This is a genomic window from Methylobacterium sp. Leaf361 (genome assembly GCF_001424445.1).
In the GTDB taxonomy this organism is placed as follows: Bacteria; Pseudomonadota; Alphaproteobacteria; order Rhizobiales; family Beijerinckiaceae; genus Methylobacterium.
Genome location: NZ_LMPY01000023.1, coordinates 108,481 through 134,128 on the forward strand (window position 1 = coordinate 108,481; position 25,648 = coordinate 134,128).

General features: G+C 72.7%; 23 protein-coding genes and 1 other annotated feature. Of the genes, 14 read left to right on the forward strand and 9 right to left on the reverse strand.

Annotation, left to right across the window (positions count from 1 at the left end):
• Positions 1 to 82 precede the first annotated feature (82 nt).
• From hslU to ASG32_RS16455, 7 genes are all read right to left on the reverse strand, one after another.
• The gene (hslU, locus tag ASG32_RS16425) at positions 83 to 1,396 is read right to left on the reverse strand and encodes an ATP-dependent protease ATPase subunit HslU (RefSeq protein ID WP_056528150.1); all 1,314 of its coding nucleotides are present in this window, start codon (positions 1,394 to 1,396) and stop codon (positions 83 to 85) included.
• 100 nt (positions 1,397 to 1,496) lie between these two features.
• Positions 1,497 to 2,939 (reverse strand): SulP family inorganic anion transporter, encoded by a 1,443-nt coding sequence (locus ASG32_RS16430; RefSeq protein ID WP_107351963.1) that lies wholly within the window; start codon positions 2,937 to 2,939, stop codon positions 1,497 to 1,499.
• A 114-nt stretch (positions 2,940 to 3,053) separates the two neighbouring features.
• Positions 3,054 to 3,109, reverse strand: a sequence feature (sul1 is cis-regulatory element that is thought to sense ions involved in sulfur or methionine metabolism; They are found in Alphaproteobacteria).
• A gap of 129 nt (positions 3,110 to 3,238) precedes the next feature.
• On the reverse strand, positions 3,239 to 4,909 hold the full coding sequence (locus ASG32_RS16435; RefSeq protein WP_056528153.1) for a methyl-accepting chemotaxis protein: 1,671 nt from the start codon (positions 4,907 to 4,909) through the stop codon (positions 3,239 to 3,241).
• Between the two features lie 150 nt (positions 4,910 to 5,059).
• Positions 5,060 to 6,748 (reverse strand): CHASE3 domain-containing protein, encoded by a 1,689-nt coding sequence (locus ASG32_RS16440; protein WP_056528157.1) that lies wholly within the window; start codon positions 6,746 to 6,748, stop codon positions 5,060 to 5,062.
• 230 nt (positions 6,749 to 6,978) lie between these two features.
• A protein-coding gene (locus tag ASG32_RS32655; RefSeq protein ID WP_107351969.1) for an IS5 family transposase occupies positions 6,979 to 7,784 on the reverse strand; the annotation gives its coding sequence in 2 pieces (ribosomal slippage) (positions 6,979 to 7,454 and positions 7,454 to 7,784; 807 coding nt in all).
• A gap of 298 nt (positions 7,785 to 8,082) precedes the next feature.
• Complete coding sequence (gene hslV / locus ASG32_RS16450; RefSeq protein ID WP_020094598.1) at positions 8,083 to 8,610, reverse strand: ATP-dependent protease subunit HslV; 528 nt, start codon at positions 8,608 to 8,610, stop codon at positions 8,083 to 8,085.
• A 124-nt stretch (positions 8,611 to 8,734) separates the two neighbouring features.
• Positions 8,735 to 9,544, reverse strand: coding sequence for a GDSL-type esterase/lipase family protein (locus tag ASG32_RS16455; protein ID WP_042669649.1), 810 nt, complete (start codon positions 9,542 to 9,544; stop codon positions 8,735 to 8,737).
• A 333-nt stretch (positions 9,545 to 9,877) separates the two neighbouring features.
• Here ASG32_RS16455 and ASG32_RS16460 point away from each other — a divergent pair, with 333 nt between their 5' ends.
• The 3 genes from ASG32_RS16460 (at position 9,878) to ASG32_RS16470 (ending at position 11,773) form a co-directional block, all read left to right on the forward strand.
• Positions 9,878 to 11,104 (forward strand): MSMEG_0565 family glycosyltransferase, encoded by a 1,227-nt coding sequence (locus ASG32_RS16460; protein WP_056528163.1) that lies wholly within the window; start codon positions 9,878 to 9,880, stop codon positions 11,102 to 11,104.
• Positions 11,097 to 11,375 (forward strand): MSMEG_0570 family nitrogen starvation response protein, encoded by a 279-nt coding sequence (locus ASG32_RS16465; protein ID WP_026605168.1) that lies wholly within the window; start codon positions 11,097 to 11,099, stop codon positions 11,373 to 11,375. Before ASG32_RS16460 ends, ASG32_RS16465 begins: the two co-directional genes overlap by 8 nt.
• Before the next feature lie 98 nt (positions 11,376 to 11,473).
• On the forward strand, positions 11,474 to 11,773 hold the full coding sequence (locus ASG32_RS16470; protein ID WP_056528166.1) for a hypothetical protein: 300 nt from the start codon (positions 11,474 to 11,476) through the stop codon (positions 11,771 to 11,773).
• 86 nt (positions 11,774 to 11,859) lie between these two features.
• On the opposite strand, the gene selB is transcribed toward ASG32_RS16470, so the two are convergent.
• Positions 11,860 to 13,797 carry a selenocysteine-specific translation elongation factor gene (gene selB, locus ASG32_RS16475; RefSeq protein WP_244492001.1) on the reverse strand — a complete coding sequence of 646 codons (1,938 nt, stop codon included), beginning with the start codon at positions 13,795 to 13,797 and terminating at the stop codon, positions 11,860 to 11,862.
• Positions 13,798 to 14,172: 375 nt separating this feature from the next.
• Between selB and ASG32_RS16480 the strand changes: the two genes are divergently transcribed.
• From ASG32_RS16480 to ASG32_RS16525, 10 genes are all read left to right on the forward strand, one after another.
• Positions 14,173 to 15,690 carry a CYTH and CHAD domain-containing protein gene (locus tag ASG32_RS16480; RefSeq protein WP_056528172.1) on the forward strand — a complete coding sequence of 506 codons (1,518 nt, stop codon included), beginning with the start codon at positions 14,173 to 14,175 and terminating at the stop codon, positions 15,688 to 15,690.
• A 90-nt stretch (positions 15,691 to 15,780) separates the two neighbouring features.
• A complete protein-coding gene (locus ASG32_RS16485; protein ID WP_056528176.1) occupies positions 15,781 to 16,947 on the forward strand; it encodes a carboxylate-amine ligase in 1,167 nt (388 codons plus the stop codon).
• A gap of 229 nt (positions 16,948 to 17,176) precedes the next feature.
• Entirely contained in the window at positions 17,177 to 17,638 is a 462-nt protein-coding gene (locus ASG32_RS16490) for a tellurite resistance TerB family protein (RefSeq protein ID WP_056528179.1), read from the forward strand.
• Between the two features lie 126 nt (positions 17,639 to 17,764).
• Complete coding sequence (locus ASG32_RS16495) at positions 17,765 to 19,021, forward strand: Zn-dependent hydrolase (RefSeq protein WP_056529231.1); 1,257 nt, start codon at positions 17,765 to 17,767, stop codon at positions 19,019 to 19,021.
• A gap of 99 nt (positions 19,022 to 19,120) precedes the next feature.
• Positions 19,121 to 20,404 carry a beta-ketoacyl-ACP synthase gene (locus ASG32_RS16500; RefSeq protein WP_056528182.1) on the forward strand — a complete coding sequence of 428 codons (1,284 nt, stop codon included), beginning with the start codon at positions 19,121 to 19,123 and terminating at the stop codon, positions 20,402 to 20,404.
• The gene (locus ASG32_RS16505) at positions 20,401 to 21,168 is read left to right on the forward strand and encodes an SDR family NAD(P)-dependent oxidoreductase (RefSeq protein WP_056528185.1); all 768 of its coding nucleotides are present in this window, start codon (positions 20,401 to 20,403) and stop codon (positions 21,166 to 21,168) included. The genes ASG32_RS16500 and ASG32_RS16505 overlap by 4 nt, the downstream gene beginning before the upstream one ends.
• A 32-nt stretch (positions 21,169 to 21,200) precedes the next feature.
• The gene (locus ASG32_RS16510; protein ID WP_056529234.1) at positions 21,201 to 21,488 is read left to right on the forward strand and encodes an SH3 domain-containing protein; all 288 of its coding nucleotides are present in this window, start codon (positions 21,201 to 21,203) and stop codon (positions 21,486 to 21,488) included.
• Positions 21,489 to 21,499: 11 nt separating this feature from the next.
• A complete protein-coding gene (locus ASG32_RS16515) occupies positions 21,500 to 22,522 on the forward strand; it encodes a zinc-binding dehydrogenase (RefSeq protein WP_056528189.1) in 1,023 nt (340 codons plus the stop codon).
• A 139-nt stretch (positions 22,523 to 22,661) separates the two neighbouring features.
• The gene (locus ASG32_RS16520; RefSeq protein ID WP_056528191.1) at positions 22,662 to 23,678 is read left to right on the forward strand and encodes a lipid A biosynthesis lauroyl acyltransferase; all 1,017 of its coding nucleotides are present in this window, start codon (positions 22,662 to 22,664) and stop codon (positions 23,676 to 23,678) included.
• 7 nt (positions 23,679 to 23,685) lie between these two features.
• Positions 23,686 to 24,453: a DUF1223 domain-containing protein gene (locus ASG32_RS16525; RefSeq protein WP_056528194.1), complete on the forward strand. Its 768-nt coding sequence runs from the start codon at positions 23,686 to 23,688 to the stop codon at positions 24,451 to 24,453.
• 18 nt (positions 24,454 to 24,471) lie between these two features.
• Here ASG32_RS16525 and ASG32_RS16530 read toward each other — a convergent pair whose 3' ends face one another.
• A complete protein-coding gene (locus ASG32_RS16530) occupies positions 24,472 to 24,693 on the reverse strand; it encodes a hypothetical protein (RefSeq protein ID WP_056528197.1) in 222 nt (73 codons plus the stop codon).
• Positions 24,694 to 24,915: 222 nt separating this feature from the next.
• On the opposite strand from ASG32_RS16530, the gene ASG32_RS16535 reads away from it, so the two are divergent.
• Positions 24,916 to 25,632: a DUF1194 domain-containing protein gene (locus tag ASG32_RS16535; protein WP_056528201.1), complete on the forward strand. Its 717-nt coding sequence runs from the start codon at positions 24,916 to 24,918 to the stop codon at positions 25,630 to 25,632.
• The last annotated feature ends 16 nt before the right edge of the window (positions 25,633 to 25,648 follow it).

The following is a 25,648-nucleotide window of genomic DNA, read 5'->3' on the forward strand; positions in this document are numbered from 1 at the left end:
TGGCACACGCCATCCGCGCGCACGGCTCGTTGTCCCGGGCCAGCGGAGCGTCCGCCGGCCCGGCGTCGTCCGTGACAGGCCCTTACAGGATGAAGCGGCTCAGATCCGCGTTCGAGGCCAGATCCTGCACCCGGTCGCGCACGTAGGCCGCGTCGATCGGCACCGTCTCGCCGGACCGATCGGTGGCAGTGAAGGAGATCTCGTCGATCACCCGCTCCAGCACCGTCTGGAGCCGGCGCGCGCCGATATTCTCCACCGAGGAGTTCACCTCCACGGCGACCCGCGCGAGGGCGTCCACGGCGTCGTCGGAGAAGGTGAGGGTGACGCCCTCCGTCTCCATCAGCGCGACCGTCTGCTTGAGAAGGCTCGCCTCGGTGGCGGTCAGGATCTGCTTGAAATCGTCCACCGTCAGCGGCTGCAATTCCACCCGGATCGGCAGGCGGCCCTGCAACTCGGGGAGGAGGTCCGCCGGCTTCGAGACGTGGAAGGCGCCCGAGGCGATGAACAGCACGTGGTCGGTCTTCACCGGCCCGTGCTTGGTCGCGACGGTCGTGCCCTCGATCAGCGGCAGCAGGTCGCGCTGCACGCCCTCGCGCGAGACGTCGCCGGACGAGCGGCCCTCGCGGGCGCAGATCTTGTCGATCTCGTCGAGGAAGACGATGCCGTTGTTCTCGACCTCGCGGATCGCCTCGCGGACGAGCGCCTCGTCGTCGACCAGCTTGTCGGATTCCTCGGCCATCAGCGGCGCGTAGGCGTCCCGCACAAGCACACGGCGCGGCTTGCCGCGCTGGCCGCCGAGCGCCTTGCCGAGCATGTCGCCGATGTTGATCGCGCCCATCGAGGCGCCCGGAACGCCGGGAATCTCGAACATCGGCATGCCCGCGGGGGCGCCGGAGGTCAGTTCCAGCTCCACTTCCTTGTCGTCAAGCTCGCTGTTGCGGAGCTTGCGCCGGAAGCTGTCGCGGGTGGCCTGGCTCGCCGTCGGGCCGACCAGCGCGTCGAGGATCCGGTTCTCGGCGGCCGCCTCGGCCTTGGCCTTGACGCCCTCGCGCTTCACCTGCCGCGTCAGGCCGATCGCCACCTCGACGAGGTCGCGGACGATCTGCTCGACGTCGCGGCCGACGTAGCCGACCTCGGTGAACTTGGTGGCCTCGACCTTGAGGAACGGCGCGTTGGCGAGCCGAGCGAGGCGGCGGGCGATCTCGGTCTTGCCGCAGCCGGTCGGCCCGATCATCAGGATGTTCTTGGGTGCGACCTCCTCGCGGAGCGGACCGGTCAGCTGCTGGCGGCGCCAGCGGTTGCGCAGCGCGATCGCCACGGCGCGCTTGGCGTCGTGTTGCCCGACGATGAACCGATCGAGTTCGGACACGATCTCGCGGGGAGAGAACGTCGTCACCGCTTTGCCATCCCTGTTCCCGGCCCGAAAACGGCCCCGCGCCGGGAATGGGGTCGCGCGCGGCCCCGCGCAAGGGGCCACGCGTCGGCCGGTCGCCGCCTCAGTGCGCCGCCGGAACCGCCGCGGCGTCGCCCTTGTCGTGCCGGCCGAACCGCTCCACCAGGGTCGCGCTGGCCTCGTTGAGGCCGATGACCGCCACGTCGCGGCTCCGGGCGCGGGCCTTGAGGACCACCCGGTCGAGGGCCGCAATGGCCGAGATGTCCCAGAAATGCGCCGCGTGGACGTCGATCACGAGGCGCTCGACCGGCTCCAGCACGTCGATCGCCTCCGAGAAGGTGCCGGCCGAGGCGAAGAACACCTGCCCGGCGACGGTGTAGGTCCGGGTGCCGCCGTCGGCCGAGAGGGCGGACGTGATCCGGTTGAGCCGGGCGACCTTGCCGGCGAAGAACACGCCGGACAGCAGCACGCCGACCAGCACGCCGATCGCGAGATCCTTGGTGGCGACCACGACCAGGACGGTCGCCAGCATCACCGCCGAGGAGGGCAGCGGGTTGGTACGCAACCGCAGCAGCGAGCGCCACGAGAAGGTGTTGATCGAGACCATGATCATCACGGCCGTCAGCGCCGCCACCGGCACGACGGCCAGCAGGTCCTGCAGTGCCACGAGGAGCACCAGCAGGAACGCCCCCGCCACCAGCGTCGACAGGCGGCCGCGGGCGCCCGACGAGACGTTGATCACCGACTGCCCGATCATCGCGCAGCCGCCCATGCCGCCGAACACCGCTGACGCCATGTTGGCCACGCCCTGGCCCACGCACTCGCGGTTCTTGTCGCTGCCGGTGTCGGTCATGTCGTCGACGATCTGCGCGGTGAGCAGGCTCTCCAGCAGGCCGACGGCCGCCAGCGTCGCCGCGTAAGGCAGCAGGATCCGCAGGGTCTCGAGGGTGAGGGGCACGTCCGGCAGGGCGAAGCTCGGCAGCGTCGAGGGCAGGGCGCCGAGATGGGCAACCGTGCGCACGTCGAGGTGGAAGGTTGCGGTGATCGCCGTCAGGACGGCGATGGCCACGAGCGGCGACGGGACCGCGCGGGTGATCCGCGGGAATCCGTAGATGATCGCCAGACCGAGGGCGATCAGCCCGTAGGTCGCCGGCGTGACCCCGGTAAGCTCGGGCAACTGCGCCAGGAAGATCAGGATCGCCAGCGCGTTGACGAAACCGGTCATCACCGATTGCGAGACGAACCGCATCAGCCGGCCCAGCCTGAGCAACCCGGCCAGGATCTGGATGACGCCCATCAGGATCGTGGCGGCGAAGAGGTACTGGACGCCGTGCTCGCGCACGAGGTCGACCATCACCACCGCGGTGGCGGCGGTGGCGGCCGAGATCATGGCCGGGCGACCGCCGGCGAAGGCGATGGTGCAGGCGATGACGACCGAGGCGTAGAGGCCGACCTTCGGGTCGACCCCGGCGATGACCGAGAATCCGATGGCCTCTGGGATCAGCGCGAGGGCGACGACGATCCCCGACAGGGTGTCGCCGCGCAGGTTGGAGGTCTACGACCGGAGATATCCGGCGTTCCGGGCTGCGTGTGTTGACATCGATGAATCCGCACGAGCGGCGTGCCCGCGTCGCTGGCGGGTCAGAGCGCGTCTCGAATGCGTGGTCCGGCGGATCGGCGGCCGGAAGAGCCACCCGGGCTTTCACCGGGTCCTTGCGAATGCGCCGACCCTAGGGGCGCGCGCGCTGCAATGCAACAACGTGGCGGGAAACGCTCGGCGACGCCTCCGTCATCGCGGGTCCGGCTCCGCGGTTCCGAAATGACGGGCGCGTCGATCCGGCCGCCTCAGGCCGCGCGAACCTGGGTCACGAAGCCCGCGACCTCGCCGCCGAGCCCGTTCGAGCGGCGCGCGATGTCGGCGGCGGCGTCGAGGACTTCCGCGGCGCTGGCGCCCGTCTCGCGGGCCGCGCCCAGGACCAGCGCCATCGTGTCCGTGACAGCGCGGGTGCCGCTGGCGGCCTCGGAGACGCTGCGGGCGATCTCCTGGGTCGCCAGCTGCTGCTCCTCGACGGCGGCGGCCACGCCGAGGGCGATCCCGTGGACCTGCTCGATCGTGCCGCCGATCTCCTCGATCGCCGCGACGGCGTCGTGGGTCGCGGTCCGCATCGCGGCGATCTGCCCGGCGATCTCCTCGGTGGCCTTGGCGGTCTGCGTCGCGAGATCCTTCACCTCGGTGGCGACGACCGCGAAGCCGCGCCCGGCCTCGCCGGCCCGCGCCGCCTCGATCGTGGCGTTGAGCGCCAGCAGGTTGGTCTGCCCGGCGATGGTGGAGATGAGGGAGACGACCTGCCCGATCCCGTCGGCGCTGCGGGCGAGGGCCTGGACGCTCGCCCGGGTCCGCCGCGTCGCCTCGACGGCGCTCTCGGCGGCCGTCGAGGTCTGGGTCACCTGGACGCCGATCTCGCTGGCGGTGGCGGCGAGCTCCTCGGTGGCGGCGGCGACGGCCTCGACGTTGTGGGCCGTCGTCTCGGCGGCGCGCGTGACCGCCTGCGACTGCGTGCCGGCGTGCTCGGCGTTGCCCGCCATGGTCGCGGCGGCACGCTCCAGCCCGGCGGCGGCCCCGGCGAGGTGCTCGACGAGTCCGCCGATGCTGCCCTGGAACCGCTCGGCGAGCCCGGCCATCTCGGCGCGCTTGCGCGTCGCCGTGTCGGCCTCCAGCCGCTGGTGCTCGTGCCGCAGGCCCTCGGCCTCCCGCATCGTGTCGCTGAAGACCTGCATGCTCGTCCAGATCGCGCCGATCTCGTCGCGTCCCGGCTTGACGGCGGGCAGGGTGTGGTCGCCGCGCGAGAGGCGCTGGATCGCGTCCGAGACCGCCCGCAGCGGCCGGGCGATCTGCCGCTGACCGATGAGCAGGCCGAGGGCGCAGCAGATCACGGTGCCGATCAGGGCGAGGCCGAGCAGGAGGAGGGTGCGCGTCGCGAACAGGGCCTGGGTGTCGGCCTTGATCGCCGCCATCTCGCCCCGGCCCTGCTTCACCAGGGCGTCGATGCTGGCCTGGAAGGCCTTGCGGTTTGCCCGGTTGGCGTCGTTGAACCCGAGCTCCGCGGCCGCCTTGGGGCCGGTCGTGTCGCCCGCGTCCGCGAGGGCGCTGCGGAGGGCGCGGAACGCGTCGGCGTTGCGCACCATCGTCTCGAAGAGCGGCCGCTCGGCCTCGGTCACCCGCGGTGCCCAGTCGGCCCGCAGCGCGTCCATCTCGGCGAGACCCTTGCGGATCCCGGCGGTGTACTTCGCGGCTTCCGCGCGGTCGGCGGAGGCGTAGACGCCGCGCGAGTCCATGGTGACTTCGGCGGCGAGGCGGTTGAAGTTCGCGGCGTCGAGCGCCCGGATCGACGCGCTCTCGACACTCGTCAGCGAGCGCTCGAAGCTCTTCAGCGTCGCGACGCTGACCCCTGCCACGACCAGCGTCGTCAGGCTGCAGGCGCCGACGAAGCTCAGGAGTTTTCCGCCGATTTTCATTGCTATCCGACCGTCGAGGCGCGATTGGCGTCAAAATGCCGGTTATTCGTCAAGACGTCGTAAACTGAGCTGATCCGGAATTATTTGTCTCGCCTCTGAGCGCTGGCCTGATGCTGGAGGGGGGCGCGGTGCCTGCCGCGCCCGACCCGGTCAGGCCGCCCGGACGGTGTCGAGGAAGCGGCTGACCTCCGCAGTCAGGTGCTCGGATTGCCGCGACAGCTCCGAGGCCGCGTCGAGGACCTGGCCGGCGGCGACGCCGGTCTCCTCGGCCGCGCCGGCGACGCCGGAGATGTTGCTCGTGACCTCGCCGGCGCCGACGGCCGCCTGCGCGACGTTGCGGACGATCTCCTGGGTCGCCGCACCCTGTTCCTCGACCGCGGCGGCGATCGAGGTGGCGACGCCGCTGATCTCGCGGATTCGGTCGGTGATGCCGGCGATCGACGTGACCGCCTGCCCGGTCGAGGCCTGGATCTGCGCGATCTGGCCGGAGATCTCGTGCGTCGCTTTGGCAGTCTGCTCGGCCAGGGCCTTCACCTCGGAGGCGACGACCGCGAAGCCCTTTCCGGCGGCCCCGGCGCGGGCCGCCTCGATGGTGGCGTTGAGGGCCAGCAGGTTGGTCTGGCCGGCGATGTTGGAGATCAACCCGACCACGTCGCCGATCCGCGACACGGAATTGCTCAGTTCCTGGACGAGCGCGCCGGTCTGATCGGCGTCGGAGACGGCCCGCTGCGCCAGATGCGCCGAGCCGTCCACCTGCCGGCCGATCTCCTGCACCGAGGAGCCGAGCTCCTCGGCCGCGGCCGCGACGGTGTTGACGTTGGAGGCGGCCTCCTCGGCGGCCGCCGCGACCGTGTTCGACTGGCTCGAGGTCTGGGACGCCGTCGCCGACATGGTCCGGGCGGTCGCCTGCAGCTCGGTGGCCGAGGACGAGACCATGCCGACGATGCCGCCGACCGCGCGATCGAAGCTGTCGGCGAGCTCGATCATGGTCCGTCGCCGCTCGGCCGCGGCGGCCGCGTCGGCGATCCGCTTCATCTCGGCCTCCTCGGCGGCCTTCTTGGCGACCATCGCCTTGATCCCGTCCACGGCACGCCCGACCGCGCCGATCTCGTCGCCGCGGGCGGCCTCCTTGATCTCGGCCTCGATCTCGCCGCGGGCCATGCGCTGCAGCACGGCCACGAGGCGGCCGAGGGGGCGGGTCAGCATGGCGAAGACGAGGAAGGCCAGCAGCCCCGCGATGACGACGCTGGCGACGCTGCCGAGCAGGCTCGCGAGGTAGGCGGCGCCGAAGGAGCGCGCCTGCTCGTCGCTTCGGGCGGCGAGGAGGTCGCGCTCCGCTTTCTCGGCCTCGCCGATCTTGGCGCGCAGGGCGTCCATGGACGCCTTGCCGGCGCCGCTCGCCTCGATCTGCCGGGCCTTGTCGAGGTTCCCCGCCTCGACGAGGGCCATCTCCTTGGCGGCGATATCGTTCGACCATGTCTCCGCCGAGCCGCGCACGGCCTCCAGGCGCGCCTGCTGGGCGGCGTTGTCGGCGGTGAGCGACTTGGCGCTCTCCAGGGACACCTTGAAGGACTTCTGGCCGGCGCGGAGCGGCTCCAGGAATTTCGGATCGCCCGCGATCAGGTAGCCGCGCAGGCCGGTCTCCTGATTGACCATCGCCTGCGTGAGGCCGTCGAGGGCGGAGATGACCTGATAGGAGTGCTCCGTGAGATGATTGACGCGCTCGATCGAAGACAGGTGACTGTATCCGATGGTGCTGATCCCCACCGTGACCGCCGCCAGGCTGCCGAATGCGGCAGTCAGCTTCGTTACAATCCGGACATCGTTGATCGAGCGCATAGTCAGTCCCCAGGGCCCCATTCGGGAATTCGGATTTGGTTCCCTGGCGGTTGTGATAAATTATACGCTGTAAATTTTGTCTTACAGCGGGCTGTATCGCCCGGATGAACCCGGTTGAACGGCGGTTGAAAACCTGCTGTCAGCAATCGAGCGTCGGTGATCGTCCCGCGCACTGCTGTCGTCGGCGAGTACAACCTGAGATAAGAGGCGCCGGGCCGGATTTAGAGCGCCTAACAGAACCGCCTGATCTGGTTGAGTGTGATGAGGCTGGCAGCGAGGCTGGTGAAGGCTTCGTAGATGTCTGCACGTCGCTCGTAGCGCACGGGCAGCCGACGGAAGCGGTTGAACCAAGCGTGCGTGCGCTCCACCACCCATCGGTGCCGGCCCAGCCGCTCGCTGCTCTCGATGCCGCGGCGTGCGATGCGCGGTACAATCCCACGCGCCCGGCACTCGTGTCGGCGCGGTTGAGCGTCGTAGGCTTTGTCAGCGTGCAGTTTGTCCGGGCGGTGTCGCGGCCGGCCCCGCCGACCGTTGCGCACGGGTGGGATGGCATCGAGGGTCGGTGCCATCATCACGCTGTCGTGCCGGTTGGCCCCACTCAGGCGGAAGCCGAGCGGCGTACCGCGCGCGTCGGTGACGAGGTGGCGCTTCGTGCCCGCCTTGCCCCGGTCCGTCGGGTTCGGACCGGTGGCAGAGCCCCTTTTTTGGCCGGGACAGAGGCGCTGTCCAAGCTCGCTCGGCTCCAGTCGATCTCGCCCGCCCCATGCAGGCGCTCCAAGAGCACCTGATGCAGGCGGGCCCATACGCCGGCCGCCTGCCAGTCCCGTAAGCGGCGCCAGCAACTCATCCCGCAGCCGCAGCCCATCTCCGCTGGCAGCATCTCCCACGGGACGCCTGAGCGCAGCACGAACAGAATGCCGGTCAACGCAGCTCGGTTCTCGATCGGCCGTCGGCCACCTTTTGGACGTGGGCGGGGCGGCGGCAGAAGCGGCGCAATCTCGGTCCAGAGATCATCGGGCAGAAGCGGACGAGCCATCACCACCAACGCCCGCCCACGCAATCCGTGCCCGTTCTGTTAGGCGCTCTTATTTGCGGCGCTACGATCCGTGCGCGGCTTCGAGGAAGGTTTGCAGGATGCGAAGACCGGCGCCGCAGCGTATTCGCCCGCGGCGCGGTTCGCGCGGAAGCTGTGATGACCCGCGTACAGCCGGGCAGACCCCGCGCCGATGCGCGAGCGCCCGCGACGGGATCCGGGCGACGCGGGCACACCGTGAGCGATCGAGCGCGCGGCGACGGCGGCGGAGCCGGCGAACCCGGCTCCGCCCGGCCGGGTCTCAGGTATCCAGCGCCTCGATGACGAGGTTTCCGTTGGTGTAGACGCAGATCTCGGCGGCGATCGTCATGGCCCGCCGCACGATCGCCTCGGCGTCGAGGTCGCCGTCCTCCAGAGCGCGGGCGGCCGCCAGAGCGTAGTTGCCGCCAGACCCGATGGCCATGACGCCGCTCTCGGGCTCCAGCACGTCGCCCGAGCCCGACAGGAGCAGGCTGACCTCGCGGTCGGCGACGAGCATCATCGCCTCGAGCCGGCGCAGGTAGCGGTCCGTCCGCCAATCCTTGGTGAGTTCCACGCAGGCCCGGGTCAGCTGACCGGGATACTGCTCCAGCTTGGCTTCGAGGCGCTCGAACAGCGTGAACGCGTCCGCGGTGGCGCCGGCGAAGCCGCCGATCACCGCGCCCTTGGCGAGGCGCCGGACCTTGCGGGCGTTCCCCTTCACGATGGTCTGGCCCAGGCTGACCTGACCGTCGCCGCCGATGACGACGCGGCCGCCCTTGCGGACCATCAGGATCGTGGTCGCGTGCATCTGGGGGACGGCGCCCCGGTCGTCGTACCTGAATGCGTCCTGGCTCAAGATTCGGCTCCGCTCTCGATCGCGCCGAGATGGGGAGCTTCGCCGGCCGAGTCCAGTCGGTGCCGGGATCGCGCGCCTACTCGGCGACCGCCTCGGGGCTGCGCACCGGGCCGGCATCCTGCAGGATCGACTGCGCGGCGGCCTCGGCCAGGAGCGCGTAGCCGCGGTCGGCCATGTGAAGGCCGTCGGCGGCGAAGAGCTGCTTGGTCGTCAGCTTACCCTCGCGCACCCAGCCGTGCATCAGGTCAGCCCGGCGGATCACCGGCACGTCGAGCTCGTCGCCGATGCTGCGCACCGCGTCGCGGAAGCGCGAGGCGCCCGGCGTGGATTCGAGCTTCGGGCACCATTGCGGCTCCATCAGCACCACGTCGATGCCGGCGTCCCGGATCCGGCGGATCGCCGACACGGTGGCCTCGCGGAAATGGTCGAGCGACACGCCGCGCAGCGGGTCGTTGCTGCCCGTCTGCCAGATGACGAGCTGGGGCTCGGCCGCGATCACGTCGCGGTCGAGGCGCGCCAGCATGTCGTCGACGTGCTCGCCGCCGATGCCGCGGTTGATGACCGCCACGTCCATCCCGTGCAGCTTCTTGCGCAGGTCGATCTGCAGGCGGGCCGGGTAGGCGTTGGCCGGGGTCGACGCGCCCACGCCCTCCGTCGAGGACGACCCGAAGGCGACGATCTTGAGCGGGGCGCCGATGGCGATCTGGCGGGCGACGTGGGGCAGGTCCGGGCTGTCGCCCAGGTCGAAGCCCAGCATGTCCAGGGATTCGGGCAGCAGGTCCGCGTAGGCGAGGACCGCCGTCGGAAGGACCAAGAGGGCGCCCAACAAGCCCAGGCGGCGCAGCATCCTGCGGGCGGGGAAGACAGTGTTCAGCGTCTTGGACACGGGACCGACGGCTCCGGCTCTCGTGAGCTATGGATACAATCTGACACAGGGCCCTGAAAAGAGCGGTTCCGGGCAGAGTTTGAAAACGCACTGAATTCGTAACGCAAAATTAGGCATGAGTGGGGAGGCGCGCCCTTGCCCGAGGATTCCCGGCAACATCGGCGCGGCGGGTCTACCCCAGCGACGTTGGCGTCGCGGCACCTGCACGCCCGACGCCGAGTCGGCATGAACCATGCAGAACAAACCCCGACGCGTCTCCGAGAGGGCGGCGGAGCGCGCGGTCGGGGCCGCGGCGCGTCCCCCGACCGGCCGCGGGGCTCCGTGAGCCGTCCCATGGTCGACCGCTTGCGCATCGCGATCCTCACGCACTCGACCGACCCGCGCGGCGGCGTGGTCCACGCTCTGGCTCTCGGGGAGGCCCTGGGCAGGCTCGGCCACGAGGCGGTGGTCCACGCGCCCGACCCGACCGGCGGCGGCTTCTTCCGCGCGGCGCAGTGTCCGGTGATCTCGGTCGCGGCCAAGCCGGTCGCGGGACCGGCCGCCGCGCTGGTCGGCGCCCGGATCGCCGACTACCTGGCGCATTTCTCGACGCCCGCCGCCTGCGACTTCGACGTCTTCCACGCCCAGTGCCGGATCAGCGGCAACGCGCTCGCCACCCTGACCCGGCGCCGCCTGATCCCGGGCTTCGTGCGCACGGTCCACCGGATCGACACGTTCACAGATCCGCGGCTCGCGCAGTGGGAGGAGCGGGCAATCCTCGATGCCGGGCGCCTGCTCTGCGTCAGCCGGACCTGGGCGGCGACGCTGGCGGCCGAGTACGGCGCCCGGGCCGACGTGGTCGGCACGGGCGTCGACGGGGCGGCCTTCACGCCCGACCCCGGGCCGGAGGACGACGCGCTCCGCCGCCGCCTCGGCCTCGGCGGCGGCCCGGTCTTCCTCAGCGTCGGCGGCTTCGAGGCGCGCAGGAACACGCTGGCGATCATCGAGGCCTTCGCGGCCCTGCGCCGGACCTGCCCCGACGCGCAGCTCGTCGTGGCCGGCGGCGCGCCGCCCCTCGACCAGGCCGGCTACGAGGCCCGGTGCTGCGCCACGCTCGAGCGCGAGGGGCTCGAGGTCGGGCCCGGTCGGCCGGTGATCCGAACCGGCGCCGTGGCGCAGGCGGACATGCCGGGCCTCTACCGGCTGGCCGACACCCTGGTCTCTCCCTCGCTCGCGGAGAGCTACGGCCTGTGCGTTCTGGAGGCGATGGCCAGCGGAACGCCGGTGATCGTGTCGGGCCGGCCGCCCTTCACCGAGTATATCGCCCCCGGCGAAGCCCTGTCGGTGAACCCGGACGACACCGACGCCATCGCGGCCGCCATGCGGGCGAGCCTTGAGCCGAGCCGGCGGGCGCGGCTGCGCAATGCCGGCCGGGAGGTCGCCCGGGCGCATGTCTGGGACGCCTGCGCGGCGCGCCACCTGCCGACCTACGCGGAGCTCGCGCCCGGGGACGCGCCGTTGATGGCCGCGGCCACGGGGGCGGCGGCCTGGAACACGCTGCGGGTCCCGCGCGATGCCTGAGATGCGCTTCCATATCCGGTGGCCGGACGGGACCCGCGAGGCCTGCTACTCGCCGTCGCTGGTGATCAAGGACCACCTCGCGGTCGGGCAGGACTACCCGCTCGACGAGTTCGTCGCGCTGACCCGGCTGGCCCTGGGCATCGCCAGCGAGCGCGTTCGCGCCCGCTACGGGTTCCCGTGCGGCCGCGCGCAGGCGCAGCTCGCCCGGATCGAGGAGGGCGCCCGCCGCCAGGAGCCCGGGACGGTCCACGTCGAGGCCTTCGAGGACTGATAAGGGCCCGCGGCATCGCCGTGCGGCGAGGCGACGCGGCGCGGACCGGCGGCGCGCCGGGTTGTCCGCAGGACCCACGGCGCGCGGAGGCCCAGGCGATGATGACCCGGATTGCGGCAGTGCTGGTGCTGGCCGCGTCGCCCGCGGCGGCGCAGACGCGGCCGTCCACTACGGCGATGACCTGCCAGCAGACGATCCGCCTCATCCAGGCCCGCGGAGCGCTCGTCCTCGGGACCGGCGGCATGACCTACGATCGGTTCGTCCGCGACCGCTCGTTCTGCGAGCCCACCGAGATCGCGCGGCGCGCCTTTCGGCCGACCCGCGACAACCCGAGCTGCCTGATCGGGTACACCTGCTACGAGCCCGGACGCGGCGACTGGTTGGGTGTGGACGACTAGCACCGTTCCCGATCGCGCTGCCGCGTTTCTCGAGCGTGGAAGAGGGGGGGTGAAGTGCGGGACGCCGGCGCAGCGAGCGCGCCGCGTCAGCCGGCGTCCGGGACCGCCCGACCGGGTTCGAGGGCGACGATCACCCGACGATCCCCGGCCCGGCGGGTGAAGCCCGTGGCGTCGAGGTGCTCCAGCAGCGGGATCGAGAACTTGCGCGAGATCCCCAGGGTCGCGCCGGCCTCGCGGGCCAGGAATCCGGTCTCCGCCGTCCGCGCCGTCGGGAAGGCGTCGATCAGGCGGCTCTTGGCGGTGGCCACCGCTTCCCGGTGGAACAGCACGGCGCGGCGCTGCACCCGGTCGACGGCGCGGATCACCGTGCCGGCTCCCACGAGGTAGGTCAGCGCCTCGCGGCGGCGCACGTCCCGGCCGATGGCCTCGGCCTCGTCGGGCGGGCTGAGGCCGGCGCGGCGGAAGACCTGCTCCAGCCGGCGGGCGGCCTCGCTCTCGTTCCGCGCGGGGTCGAACTCGGCCCGTCGCCACAGGGCGCCCGCCTGGGCGACGCCGCCGGCCGCCGCGAGGTCGCGCAGGACCGCGCCGGTCACCGCCTCGGGCAGCGCCAGGGCGCGGGACAGGCGCTCCAGGGCGATGCCGTGCTCCATCGGGTAGTCGCGGTGATGGTGTGCCAGGGCGGCCAGCGTGCCGGTGCGCAGCGCCTCGAAGGCCGCGGCCCCGACGAAGCGGTCGCCGATCGCGCGGGCACCGTCTTCGGAGAGCGCCTGCCGGGCGCGGTCCGGCGCGATACCGGCGATCCGGGCGAGTTCGTTGAGCGGTGCCCCGGCCGCGCCGAGCTGCCCGAGGCGGACCGTGATCGCCTCGGCGGGACCGCCCGCCGCCAGGGCGGCGAGGTCGGCCATGACCCGGGGATCGTGGCGCCGGCGGCGGCGGCTCGCCGGGTCGAGGATCCGGCCGCCCGCCACCGTGACGGAGGGCGAATCGAGCCGCAGCACGAAGGGCTCCCGCGCCGGCACCGCCACCGGCTCGCCGAGATGGAGCTGCGCCTGGGTACTGGCGCCCGGCTCCAGGGCGTCGCGGTCGAGCAGCCGCAGCCGCGCCTCGACCTCGGTGGTGCCGAAGAGCAGGCGGCAGGCCGTGCCGCCCGCCAGGGCGTCCGGCAGACTCGCGGCCGCGGTGATCGCCACGTCGAGCCACGGGCTCTGCGCGAGCAGGCCCGGCAGCGACAGCGCCTGCCCGCGGGCGATCTGGTCGAGGTCGATCCCGCGCAGGGCGACCGCCGTGCGGCGCCCCGGCTCGGCGCGCTCGACCGCGCGCCCGTGGATCTGCAGGCCGCGCACCGTGGCGGTGCGGCCGCCGGGGGCGATCTCGACGGTGTCGCCGACCGCGAGCGGCCCGCGTCGCAGCGTCCCGGTCACGACGGTGCCGAAGCCCGGCCGGGAGAAGACCCGGTCGACCGGAAGGTAGGGGAAGCCGTCGTCGCGGACCGGTTCCGTCTCCGCCACCAGCGCCGAGAGGGCGGCGGCGAGCTCCGGCAGGCCGTCGCCCGTCACGGTCGAGGTGGCGATGACCGGGCCGGCCTCGATCCCGGCCCGGGCGGCCGCTGCGGCGATCTCGGCGGCGCGCGCGGCCACGGTCTCGGGCGTCGCGAGGTCCGCCTTGGTCAGCGCCAGGACACCGCGGCGCACGCCGATGAGGGCGGCGATCTCGAGATGCTCCACCGTCTGCGGCTTGATGCCCTCGTGGGCGTCGACCGCCAGCAGAACGGCCCGCATGCCGGTGGCGCCGGAGATCATGGCGCGGACGAACCGCTCGTGGCCCGGCAGGTCCACGAGGTCAATCTCGCCCTGCGCGGCGGTCAGCAGCGCGAAGCCCGGCACGATGGACACGCCGCGGGCGCGCTCTTCCTTGAGCCTGTCGGTCTCGACGCCGGTGAGCGCGCGGACGAGCGCCGTCTTGCCGTGATCGACGTGCCCGATCACGCCGACGAGGAGTGTCTTCAAAGCAGCCACCGACCGCATCTTCTCCGCGGTGCCGCCGTCCACAAGGGGCGCACCGCTCGCTCGAAGGGGAATCCGCCGCGCCGGCGCGTCGCGGCGCCGTGTGCGCCTCCGGGCGGTCGGGGCCGGGGCTGCGAGGCAGATGGATTGTGGACAATTTGTCTTGCCACGCCGTGCCGTTTTGGGAAAGCGCGATTTTAACGCAGCGCAGCATCCATCCGCCGCGGGCGACCGGTCTCGTCCCAGCTTGACGACGGCGGCGCCGCCGCCTTTGCTGCCGCGGGTGCGTCGGACGGTCACGCCCCGATGCCGGTTCCGCGAGATGCGACGCAGGATGCGATGCAACCGGAGCCCATCCCTGGCTCGTTAGCCGGGGCAGGCGACGAAGAGGAGCGTATGAGCGACACCGATAGCCACGCCGCGGCGGAGCCCCGCGAGGTCGAGTTGAAGCTCGACTGCGCCGGGCCGGATCTGACGGCGCTCGCGTCCCATCCCCGGTTGAAGGACGCGTCGGCAACCGAGCCCGAATCCCTGGTGACGACCTACTACGACACGCCCGATCGCGCGCTCCGGAAGACCGGCCTGACCCTGCGCGTCCGCGCCAAGGGCGACCGCCATATCCAGACCGTGAAGGCCGGGAGCGGCGGCGTCGGCCTGTTCGACCGGGCCGAGTGGGAGAGCGAGATCGCCGGGCAGGCGCCGGAGCCCGCGGCCTGGGCCGACACGGCCGCCGGGCCGGTCCTGCGCGAGGCCGACGCGCCGCTGGAGCGGCTGTTCGCCACCGTGGTGCAGCGCCGGGAGATCCCGGTCGCGCAGGGCGAGTCGCGCGTGCTCGTCACCCTCGACGAGGGCCGTGTCGAGACCGACTCGGGCGTCGCGCCGCTCTGCGAGGTCGAGCTGGAACTCCAGTCCGGCGATCCGGCCGACCTGTTCGCGCTGGCGCGGGAGCTGGCCGAGACCGTGCCGCTGCGCCTCGGCGTGAAAGCCAAGAGCGCGGTCGGCTACGCGCTCCTCGACGGGATCGAGCCCGGCGTCGTGAAGGCCGAGCCCGTGGATCTGCCCGAGGGCGCGAGCGCCGGGGAGGTCTTCCGCCGGGTGGCGCGCGCCTGCCTGCGCCACATGCGCCTCAACGAGACCGCCTTCCTGGAAGGCGGCCGCCCGCCCGAGGCGCTCCACCAGATCCGCGTCTCCTTGCGCCGCCTGCGCTCGGCGCTGTCGCTGTTCGGGCCCATGCTGGAGAGCGATCCCCGGGCGGCCGGCTTCAACGACGAGATCAAGCGCGTCACCGAGCCCTTCGGCCACGCCCGCAACCTCGACGTGTTCCTGAGCGACACGCTGCCGGATCTCGCGGAACAGCGCCTCGACGAGCCCGGCCTGGACGCCCTGCGCGCGCGCGCCGAGGCGGAGCGCGCCACCGCGTACGACGCGGTCTCGGAGACCCTCGAGAGCCCGCAATGGCGCGCGCTCGTCATCGACTTCGCCGGCTGGGTCGAGGCGGGCTCCTGGGCCGCCGGCCCCGACGCGGCCGTCGACGGGCGCCACTTCGCCGCGCAGGTGCTGGACAAGGCGCGCGCGCGCCTCAAGAAGCGCGGGCGCGGCCTCCGGCACCTCGATCCGCACACGCGGCACCGGGCGCGGATCGCCGCCAAGAAGCTCCGCTACGGCGCGGAGTTCTTCGCCGGTCTCTACCGGAAGAAGAAAGCGGTCCGCCGGCAGGAGAAGTTCGGCGCCGCGCTCTCCGACCTGCAGGACCACCTCGGCGCGCTCAACGACCTGGAGACGGCCCGGACGATGACCGAGAGCCTGTCGGGACCGCCGATGCCGGGTCCCGACGATCCGGGGGCACAGAAATTGCTCGACGCGGCCGCGGACGCACGGTCCGAGCTCCTCGACGTCAAGCCCTTCTGGCGCTGAGGCTTCTCGCGCTGCCGGCCCGGTCGGAACCCGGCCGGTGCGGCGGCGTTCGCCGGACGCGGATCGGCCCGTCCGGGGCAGGGAGCGCGGATGGCCCACGCCTACAGGTTCGGCATCGAGGAGGAGTTCTTCCTGGCCGATGCGCGCACGCGCGGCACGCCGCGGGCCGGACTACGGGCCTTCCACGCGGCCGTGCGGGCCCGCCTCGACGACGCCGAGCGCGAGCAGCTCCAGTGTCAGGTTGAGGTGGCCTCGCCGCCGACCGCCGATCTCGCCGAGGCGCGGGGGCATCTCGCGGATCTGCGCGGCAGCCTCGCGGAGATCGGCGCCGAGCGCGGCATCCTGACCTTCGCCGCGGGCACGCATCCGACCGCCCGGTGGCGCGACCAGCGCCCCACCGACAAGGCCCGATACCACGGGATCATGGCCGACCTCCGGATGCTCGGCCGCCGCAACCTCGTCTGCGGCCTTCACGTCCACGTGGAGGTCCCGGACCCCGAGGCGCGGGTCGGGCTGATCAACCGGCTGCTGCCCTACCTGCCGGTGCTGCTCGCCCTCTCGACCGGGTCGCCGTTCTGGCAGGGGCAGCTGACCGGCCTCGCCGGCTACCGGATGCGCGCCTACGCCGAGTTGCCGCGCACGGGCGTGCCCGAGCTGTTCACCGATGCCGACGACTACGCCCGCTACGTCGACGTGATGACCCGCTCGGGCGCCATCGCGGATGCCAGCTATCTCTGGTGGCACGTGCGTGCGTCGCTGAAGTACCCGACCCTCGAACTGCGTGTCGCCGACAGCTGCACGCGCCTCGACGACGCGCTGTGCATCGCCGCGCTGTTCCGGTGCCTCGTGCGCCGGGTGGTCCGGGACAAGCGGCTCAATGCCGGCCTGACCGCCGCCTCCCGCGGCTTCGTCATGGAGAATCTCTGGCGGGCCCAGTGCGACGGCGTGCGCGCGACGCTCATCGACGAGGCGCAGGTCCGGACGGTGCCGGTCTCCGCGCTGGTCGAGACCCTCCTCGCCGACATCGCCGAGGATGCCGAGGCGCTGGGCTGCGCCGCCGCCTGCGGGCACGCGGCGCGGATCGTGGCGGAGGGGACCAGCGCCGACCGGCAGATGGGCGTGTTCGCGGCCGCGCGCCGGTCGGGCGCTCGGGAGCGCGCGGCTCTGTCGGCGGTGGTCGATCATCTCGCGGCGGAGACCGCCGCCGGCTCGAGGTCCGGGCCTGGGGGGCACCCGAACATCGCTCCGGCGGCGTGACGACGGGCGCGGAACCGGCTGAGGGGGGATCGTCGAGGCCGCGTTCCGTCGGCCGCGCTCGAGGACGCGGTCGGCCGTATGAGTCGCATGGCCATGTTGCCGAAGGATGTCTGGCCGCCGGTACCGCGCGCCTTTATGGCCGGTCGCGCGGCGACGGGTTCCCTCCGTGCCGTCCTCTGCTATCCCTCGCGTTCCAGCAGCCCCCCGACTCCGCGGCCGACCCTCCGGAATGAGCCTCCTGCGCGACCTCTTCGGCCATGTCGGCCGTACCGTGACGGCCTATGCCGGCGACAAGGCGTTGATGCTCGCGGCGGTCTCGGCCGCCGCCAACGTCATCGTGGCCGACGGCGAGGTCGCGGGCCCCGAATTCGACGCCGCCCTGTACGGCCTGAAGGCCGACCCGGTTCTGATGAAGGGCTACGACGCGCTCATGCTGGAGACGGAGCTCTACGAGGGCATCGCCCGGGCCCGCACCCGCCTCGGCCGGGCCGAGAACCTGCGCCACGTCGCGGCGGTCGCCGAGCGGCCCGCGGCCCAGCGCGAGAACGTCTTCCTGATCGCCGCGGACGTCGCCGACCAGGACGGGATCAGCAACATCGAGGCGGGCGCCCTCGGCGAGATCGCCGTCGCCCTCCGGGTCGACGCGATCGCGCTCCTGCGCGCCAACCCGGTGCGGCGCCCGCTGGCCTGACCGGCCCGGTTGGCACCGCGGTTGCTCTCGGGTGCGCGTGGTGGGAGCGCTGCCAAGTCGGCCGCATCCGCCTATAACGTCAGCGTCGCACGGCGACCCGCCGTGAAAGGAACCGGCATGGCCGAGATGAGCCTCAGCAAGACCCACAACCTGCGCGCCGACGGTGCGCGCCTCTGGGCGACGATCCTGGAGACCGCGGAATTCGGCGGCACGCCGGCCGGCGGCATCAACCGCCTGACGCTCTCGGCCGAGGACGGCCAGGTCCGCGACTGGTTCCGGGAGGCCTGTGAGGCGGCCGGGCTCACCGTATCGGTCGACGCGCTCGGCACGCAGTACGCCCTGCGGCCGGGCCGCGACATGGGCCGCAAGCCGATCGCCTTCGGCTCGCACCTCGACACCCAGCCGACCGGCGGCAAGTTCGACGGGGTCCTCGGCGTGCTGGCGGGGCTCGAGGTGATGCGCAGCCTGAACGATGCCGGCATCGAGACCGAGGCGCCACTCCTCGTGGTCAACTGGACCAACGAGGAGGGCTCGCGTTTCGCCCCCGCCATGATGGCCTCGGCGGCCTACGCGGGCGACTTCACCACGGACGAGATCCTGGCCAAGCGCGACGCCGCCGGCACCACGGTGGCGGAGGCCCTCGACGCCATCGGCTACCGCGGGGTGGAGGCCGTCGGCACGCGGGAGATCGGCGCCTTCGTCGAACTGCACATCGAGCAGGGGCCGATCCTGGAGGCCGAGGGCAAGACCATCGGCGTGGTCGAGGGCGGCCAGGGCATCATGTGGTTCGACGGCGTGATCACCGGCTTCGAGAGCCACGCCGGGACGACGCCGATGCCGCGCCGCCGCGACGCGCTGCTCGCGCTCTCGGAATTGGCCCTGGCCGCCGAGCGGATCGCGCTGAGCCACGCGCCCACAGCGGTGGCGACGATCGGCGAGGCCGCGATCCTGGCGCCCTCCCGCAACGTCGTGCCGGGCCGGGTCGCCTTCACGGTGGACGTGCGCGATCCGCGCTCCGAGACCCTCGACGCGATGGAGGCGGCGCTCGGCGAGGCGGCCGCCGAGATCGCGGCGCGGCGCCATCTGGAGATCGCGCTGACCCGGATCTGGCGGAAGGAGCCGGTGCCGTTCGACCCCGCGATCGTGGCGGCGATCGACGCGTCCGCCGAGAGCCTGGGGCATCCGCGCCGCCGGATCATCTCGGGCGCCGGCCACGACGCCTGCAACCTCGCCGCGAAGGTCCCGGCGGCGATGATCTTCGTGCCGTGCAAGGACGGCGTCAGCCACAACGAGTCGGAATCGGCCACGCAGGCCGACTGTGCCGCCGGCGCCGACGTCCTGCTGCAGACGGTGCTCCGCCTCGCCAACGCGCCGCGCGCCTGAGGCTTCCCGCCGGGACGGCGCCCGTCGTCCCGGCGCCGGGCGCGCCGCACCGCCCGCGCGGAGGTGTACCGCGGCGGAAAATCCCGTAAGGACCGCTCCATGAGCGCGCGATCCTACCGCGACGCCAGGGGCCGGCCGCTCGTCGCGGTCACCGGCATCGGCGTCGTCTCCTCCCTCGGTCAGGGACAGGCCGACACGTGGGCGGCCATGACCGAGGGCCGGTCGGGCATCCACGCGATCGCGCGGTTCCCGACCGACACGCTGCGCACCCGCATCGCCGGGACGGTGGACTTCCTCGACACCGATCCGCTCGTCGCGCCGCTCCTGTCCGAGCGGTTCGCCGCCGTCGCCGCCGAGGAGGCGGTGGCGCAGGCCGGGATCGGCGCCAGGGGCGATTTCCCGGGCGCCCTGTTCATCGCGGTCCCGCCGGTCGAGATGGAGTGGCCGCAGCGGCAGGCCCTGGCCGAGGCCGCGGGCGGCGACGGCCCGGTCGACTACGCCGGCCTCCTGCGGGCGGCGGCGACGCGCCGCTTCGATCCCTGGCACGACCTGTTCATCTTCGGCACGGTCGCCGACCGCATCGCCGACCGCTTCGGCACGAAGGGCTCGCCGATCTCGCTCTCGACCGCCTGCTCGTCGGGGGCCACGGCGATCCAGCTCGGCGTCGAGGCGATCCGGCGCGGCGAGACCGCGGCGGCGCTCTGCATCGGCACGGACGGCTCGGTGAACCCGGAATCGCTGATCCGCTTCTCGCTGCTCTCGGCGCTCTCGACCCGCAACGACGACCCCGTGACCGCCTCGAAGCCGTTCTCGAAGGACCGGGACGGGTTCGTCATGGGCGAGGGCGCGGCCGCCCTGGTGCTGGAGGACGCCGAGGCCGCGGTCGCGCGCGGCGCCGCGATCCTCGGCTACGTCCTCGGCTGCGGCGAGAAGGGCGACGGCTTCCACCGCACCCGGTCCAGCCCCGACGGCGCGCCGATCATCGCGGCGATCCGGGCGAGCCTGGACGATGCCGGTGTGGCGGCCGAGGCGATCGACACGGTGAACGCGCACGGCACCTCGACGCCGGAGAACGACAAGATGGAGGCCCTGGGCCTCGCGGCCGTGTTCGGCGACCGCGCGGCCGCGCTGCCGGTCACCTCCAACAAGTCGATGATCGGCCACACCCTCACGGCGGCCGGCGCCATCGAGGCGGCGGTCTCGCTGCTGACCATCCGCCACGGCCGCATCCCGCCGACCATCAACCACCGCGTGCCGGACCCGACCATCGCCCTCGACATCGTGGAGACCGCCCGCGACCTGCCGGTGCGGACCGTGCTGTCGAACTCGTTCGGCTTCGGCGGCCAGAACACCTGCCTGGTCCTCGGCGCGGAGCCCGCGTGAGCGCCGCCGACACCCCGCGCCGGGTCCTCGTGACCGGCGGCGCGTCCGGCATCGGCGCCGCGATCGTCCGCGCGCTGGCGGGATCCGGCCTCGGCGTCGACTTCACCTACCGTGCCTCGGCCGAGGCCGCGCAGGGGCTGCTGGCCGAGCTGCGGACGACCTACCCGGACCGGCCCTTCGCGGCCCATCCCGTCGACCTCGCCGACCGGGCCGCGCTGGACACCTTCTGCGAGACCGCCGAGGCCGCGGGCTATTACGGTCTCGTCCACAATGCCGGCCAGTCCTGCGACGCCCTCGCGGCGATGCTCGATCAGGAGCGCGCCGAGGCCGCCATGCAGGTCAACTTCTTCTCGCTGACGCGCGTCGCCAAGGCGCTGGTGCGGGAGATGACCCGGGCGCGCGCGGGCCGCATCGTGGCGATCGGCTCCGTCGCCGCCCTGCGGGCCAATGCCGGCAACGCCGCCTACGCGGCGACCAAGGGCGCCCTCATCGCCTATTGCCGCACCCTGGCGATCGAGACCGCCAAGCGCGGCGTGACCGTCAACGTGATCGCCCCGGGCTTCGTCGACACCGCCATGATGGACCGCTACGCCGCCTACCGCGACGGGATGGAGCGCCAGCTTCCCGCCGGCCGCTTCGGGCGGCCCGAGGATGTCGCGGCGCTGGCGGCCTTCCTGATGGGCGAGGGGGCATCCTACATCACCGGGACCGTGCTGCCCGTCGATGGCGGCCTGACCGCCATGATGGGTGTCCACCGGACCTGACGGTGGCGCCGCCGAACCGGACGATTCTGCCGATGCGCGCCAGCCTCGCCCTCACCGCCGCCCTCTGCGGCGCGGCTCTCCTGGCCCCGGGCCATGCCCGGGCGGAGCCGCAGGTCTACCGGATCTCCGGCCTGCCGCCGGGCGAGCCGCTCAGCATCCGCGCCGAGCCGGACCCGTCCGCCGAGCAGATCGGCGAGATCCGCAGCCGCGCCCTGGTCTTCGGCTGCACCAACGACACGCCGAGCCGCACCACGTGGTGCCGGGTGAAGGCCGGACGCACCCTCGGCTGGGCGCGGCGGCGCTACCTGGCGCCGGAGTGACGAGAGACACGATGCGAGCCCTCCAGCTGTTCGGTGACCGCGACCTCCGCCTCACCGAGATCGAGCCGCCGCCCGCGCCCGGTGCCGGCGAGGTCCGGATCCGCATCCGCGCGGTCGGCCTCAACTTCATCGACGTCTGGGGCTTCCGCGGCATGGCCTTCGCCAAGCGGAAGATGCCGCTGATCGTCGGCGCGGAGGCGGCCGGGACCGTCGAGTCGGTCGGCGCGGGCGTCACCGGCCTCGTCGCGGGCGACCGGGTCGTGCCGTACGGCGCCATGACCTGCGGCAAGTGCAAGGCCTGCCGCGAGGGGCGCGACAACCTCTGCGAGGACGTGTCCGGCGTGATGGGCTTCCATCTCGACGGCTTCGCCCGGGAGCTGGTGACCATGCCGGCCCGCCTCGCCGTGAAGGTGCCGGACGGCGTCACCGACACCGACGCCGCCTGCGCGGGCATCGCCTTCGGCACGGTCCAGCACATGCTGTTCGACAACGCGCGCCTTGAGCCCGGCGAGAGCGTGTTGGTCCATGCCGGCGGCTCCGGGATCGGGACCGCGGCGATCCGCATGGCCAAGGCGATCGGCTGCACCGTCTACACGACGGTCGGCGACGACGAGAAGGGTCGCAAGGCCGCCGAGCTCGGCGCCGACCACGTCATCAACTACCGCACCGAGCGCTTCGAGGGCGAGGTCCGCCGGCTCACGAAGCGCAAGGGCGTCGACGTGGTGTTCGAGCATGTCGGCGCCGATACCTGGAACGGCTCCCTGCTCTGCCTGAAGCGCGGCGGCCGGCTCGTGACCTGCGGATCGACCTCTGGCGTCTCGGCGACCATGAACCTGATGCAGCTGTTCCAGCAGCAGTACCGCATCACCGGCTCGTTCGGCTGCTCGCTCGCGAATATCGGGCAGGCCCTCGCCAAGATGGAAGCGGGCATTCGACCAGTGGTGGATACCGTGTACCCGCTGGCGGATTTCGCGCAGGGTCTGGAGCGCCTCGAATCGCGCCGCGTGTTCGGCAAGATCCTCGTCAGCCTGTAGCGCCGGCAGCGGCGCACCCGCCCGGCGCCGCACCGTCACCGGGTGCGGCGATCCGCATTTCGCGCTGCGGGAGACTTGTCGTAAACGTCGCTGTACGGGTGCGCTGGGGGGCCGCCCGTACCGTTCTCTGGAATCGACTGTGCTGCGTCTCGCCCTCCTGCTCAAACGGTCGTACCCGCGCCTCGCGGGCTTCGCGATGATCCCGGTGATCCGCGCCCTGGTGCTGCTGGCCCGGATCCTCGGGCCGGTCCGGTCCACGGCACTCGGCGCCGCACTCCTGCGAACCCTCGGACCGCTCCTGCCGGCGCACCGCACGGCGATGGCGAACCTCCGGGCGGCCTTCCCCGACATGTCGGAGGCGGAGCGGAAGCGGATCGCCCTGGAGGCCTGGGACAATCTCGGCCGGACAGGGGCCGAATACGCCCATCTCGACAGCCTGTTCGATTACGATCCCGCCGCCACCTGCGACTTGCGGACGGAGGTCGCTGGGATCGAGCACTTCTACGCCCTGCGCGACGACGGCCGGCCCGGTCTGATCTTCTCGGCGCATCTGGCGAACTGGGAATTGCCGGCGATCTGCGCGGCCCGGTTCGGCCTGGACGCCACCGCGGTGTTCCGGCCGCCGAACAACCCCGCCGCCGCGCGCCTCGTCCAGGAGGTCCGCCGCCGGACGATGGGCGGGCTCGCCGCCTCCACGCCGGGCGCCGTCTTCGCCATGCGCGACGTGGTCGAGACCGGCGGCCACCTGGGTCAGCTGATCGACCAGCACTTCACCCGCGGCGTCGTGGTGGAGTTCCTCGGCCGGCCGTGCCTCGCCAACCCCCTCTTGGCCAAGCTCGCCCGCCACTACGACTGCCCGGTGCACGGCGTGCGCGTCGTGCGCCTGCCGGAGGGCCGCTTCCGCCTCGAGCTGACGCCGCCCTTGGACCTGCCCAGGGCGGCCGACGGGACCATCGACGTCGCCGGCGCCATGCAGGCGATGACGGCCGTGGTCGAGAGCTGGGTGCGGGAGAATCCCGGCCAGTGGCTGTGGATGCATCGCCGCTGGCGGCCCGACATGCTGCCCAAGCCGAGAGTGGCGCCGGCGCCACTTCAACCGACAGTAGAGATCTCTCAAGCCAACGTGATTTCACCTTCGGCCTCGCAGACGGTCTGATGGATCGATGACGCCCCGGCACCGCGCCCCGACCCGCGACCGCCGCGCGCTGCGCGCCGCGCTGCTTGCCTGCGCGACGCTGGCCGCGATGCCGGCGCGGGCCGAGCCCGTCCGCGCCGTGGTCGAGCTCTTCACCAGCCAGGGCTGCGGCGCCTGCCGCTCCGCCGACCCGGTCCTGCGCGACCTCGCCCACAAGCCTGGCGTCATCGCCCTGACCCTGCCGGTGACCTACTGGGACTATCTCGGCTGGAAGGACACGCTCGCGCTGCGGCCGCTGACCGAGCGCCAGCGCGCCTACGCGCGGGGCCGCGGGGCCCGACAGGTGTTCACGCCCCAGGTCGTGGTCGACGGCAACGGCTTCGCCGTCGGGTCCGACCGGCCGGCCCTGGAGCGCCTGATCCGCGATGCCTGCCAGCACGGCGGGCTGCCGGTGCCGGTGCGCGGGGAGAGCAACGGCGACCGGATCCTGGTGGAGGTCGGGGCGGCCCCGGAGGCCAAGACCGAGATCCGCGGCGACGTCTGGCTGGTGCCCGTGCTCCGCAGCCGCGCCATCGCGATCCAGTCCGGGGAGAACGGCGGCCGGACGGCGACCTACGTCAACGTCGTCCGCGGCATGCAGCGGCTCGGTCCCTGGACGGGCCAGCCGACTCGCTTCGAGGTGCCCGACACCCAGGCCCGCGTCGCCGACGCGGACACCTGGGTCGTCCTGCTCCAGGGCGCGGCCGACGGCAAGCCGGGCCGCATCTTCGGGGCCGCCAAGGGACCGGGGCTCTAGGCGCGGGGTCGCGCGCTGCTACTCCAGCGAGATCGGGTCGATCTGCCGGCGGCCCTCGCGCCGGTGGCGCGCCCGGGACGCGTCGGCGAGCGACGACAGGCGAGCGTCGAGGCGCTCGGACTGGCGGCCCACCAGCCCGATCATCCCGTCGATCATCCGGCTGACGCCTGCGACCGTCCCGGTCACGGCTCCGACGATCCCGTTCTCGATGACACGACCGATTCGGCGAACACGCTGCATGACGACTGTCTCTGGGTGGGCGGCGCCGGCGGCGCCCCGAACCGCGGCAGGTAGGGCGGCCGCCCCGGCCCGTGATGCGGCCGAAAGCGGCGCGGGTCCGCGCCGCGGGAGCGGAACCTTCGCGCGGCGCGGCCGGAGCGCTCGAACCGGCGGGTCGGCAGGCTCGTTGCATGGGTGAGCCGCCCGCCGTCCCGCGCGGGCGCCCCAGATCGAGGGTCGGCCATGCGGCGACGCCCGTTCCTGTCCGGGATGTTCGCCGCCCTGTCGCTGGCCGGCCGCCCCGCCCGCGCGGCGGATACGGGCGTCGACCTGCTCCTCGTCCTCGCGGTGGACGTGTCGCTCAGCATCAGCGAGGCCCGGTTCGACCTCGAGCGCCGCGGCTACGCCGAGGCCTTCGGCGACCCGCGCGTGCTGCGCGCCATCGGCGACGGCCCGACCGGGCGCATCGGCGTCGCCCTGTTCGACTGGGCCGGACCCGGCGAGCAGCAGGTGGCGGTCGACTGGATGGTGATCGCCTCCGCGCAGGACGCGGCCGCCTTCGCGGCGCGTCTGGGCGCCGTGCCGCGGCCGTTCTACGGCCGCACCGCCATCGGCTCGGCGATCGGTTTCGCCGCCGACCTGCTGGCCCGAGCGCCGTTCCGCGCCGAGCGCCGGGTGATCGACATCTCCGGTGACGGCACCGGCAATGCCGGGCGTCCCATCGCCGAGGCCCGGGACGCCGCCGTCGCGGCCGGCATCACGGTCAACGGCATCGTGATCCTCACCGAACCCGAGGGGATGCCGGCCTTCCTGAAAGAGCATACCAATCCGGCGGGCGGCCTGGCCGCGTATTACCGGAGCGTCGTGATCGGCGGGGAGGGCGCCTTCGTGATGACCGCCGAGAGCTTCGCGGCCTTCGGCCGCTCGCTCATCGCGAAGCTCGTGCGCGAGATCTCCTGACCGTCACCCGGATCCC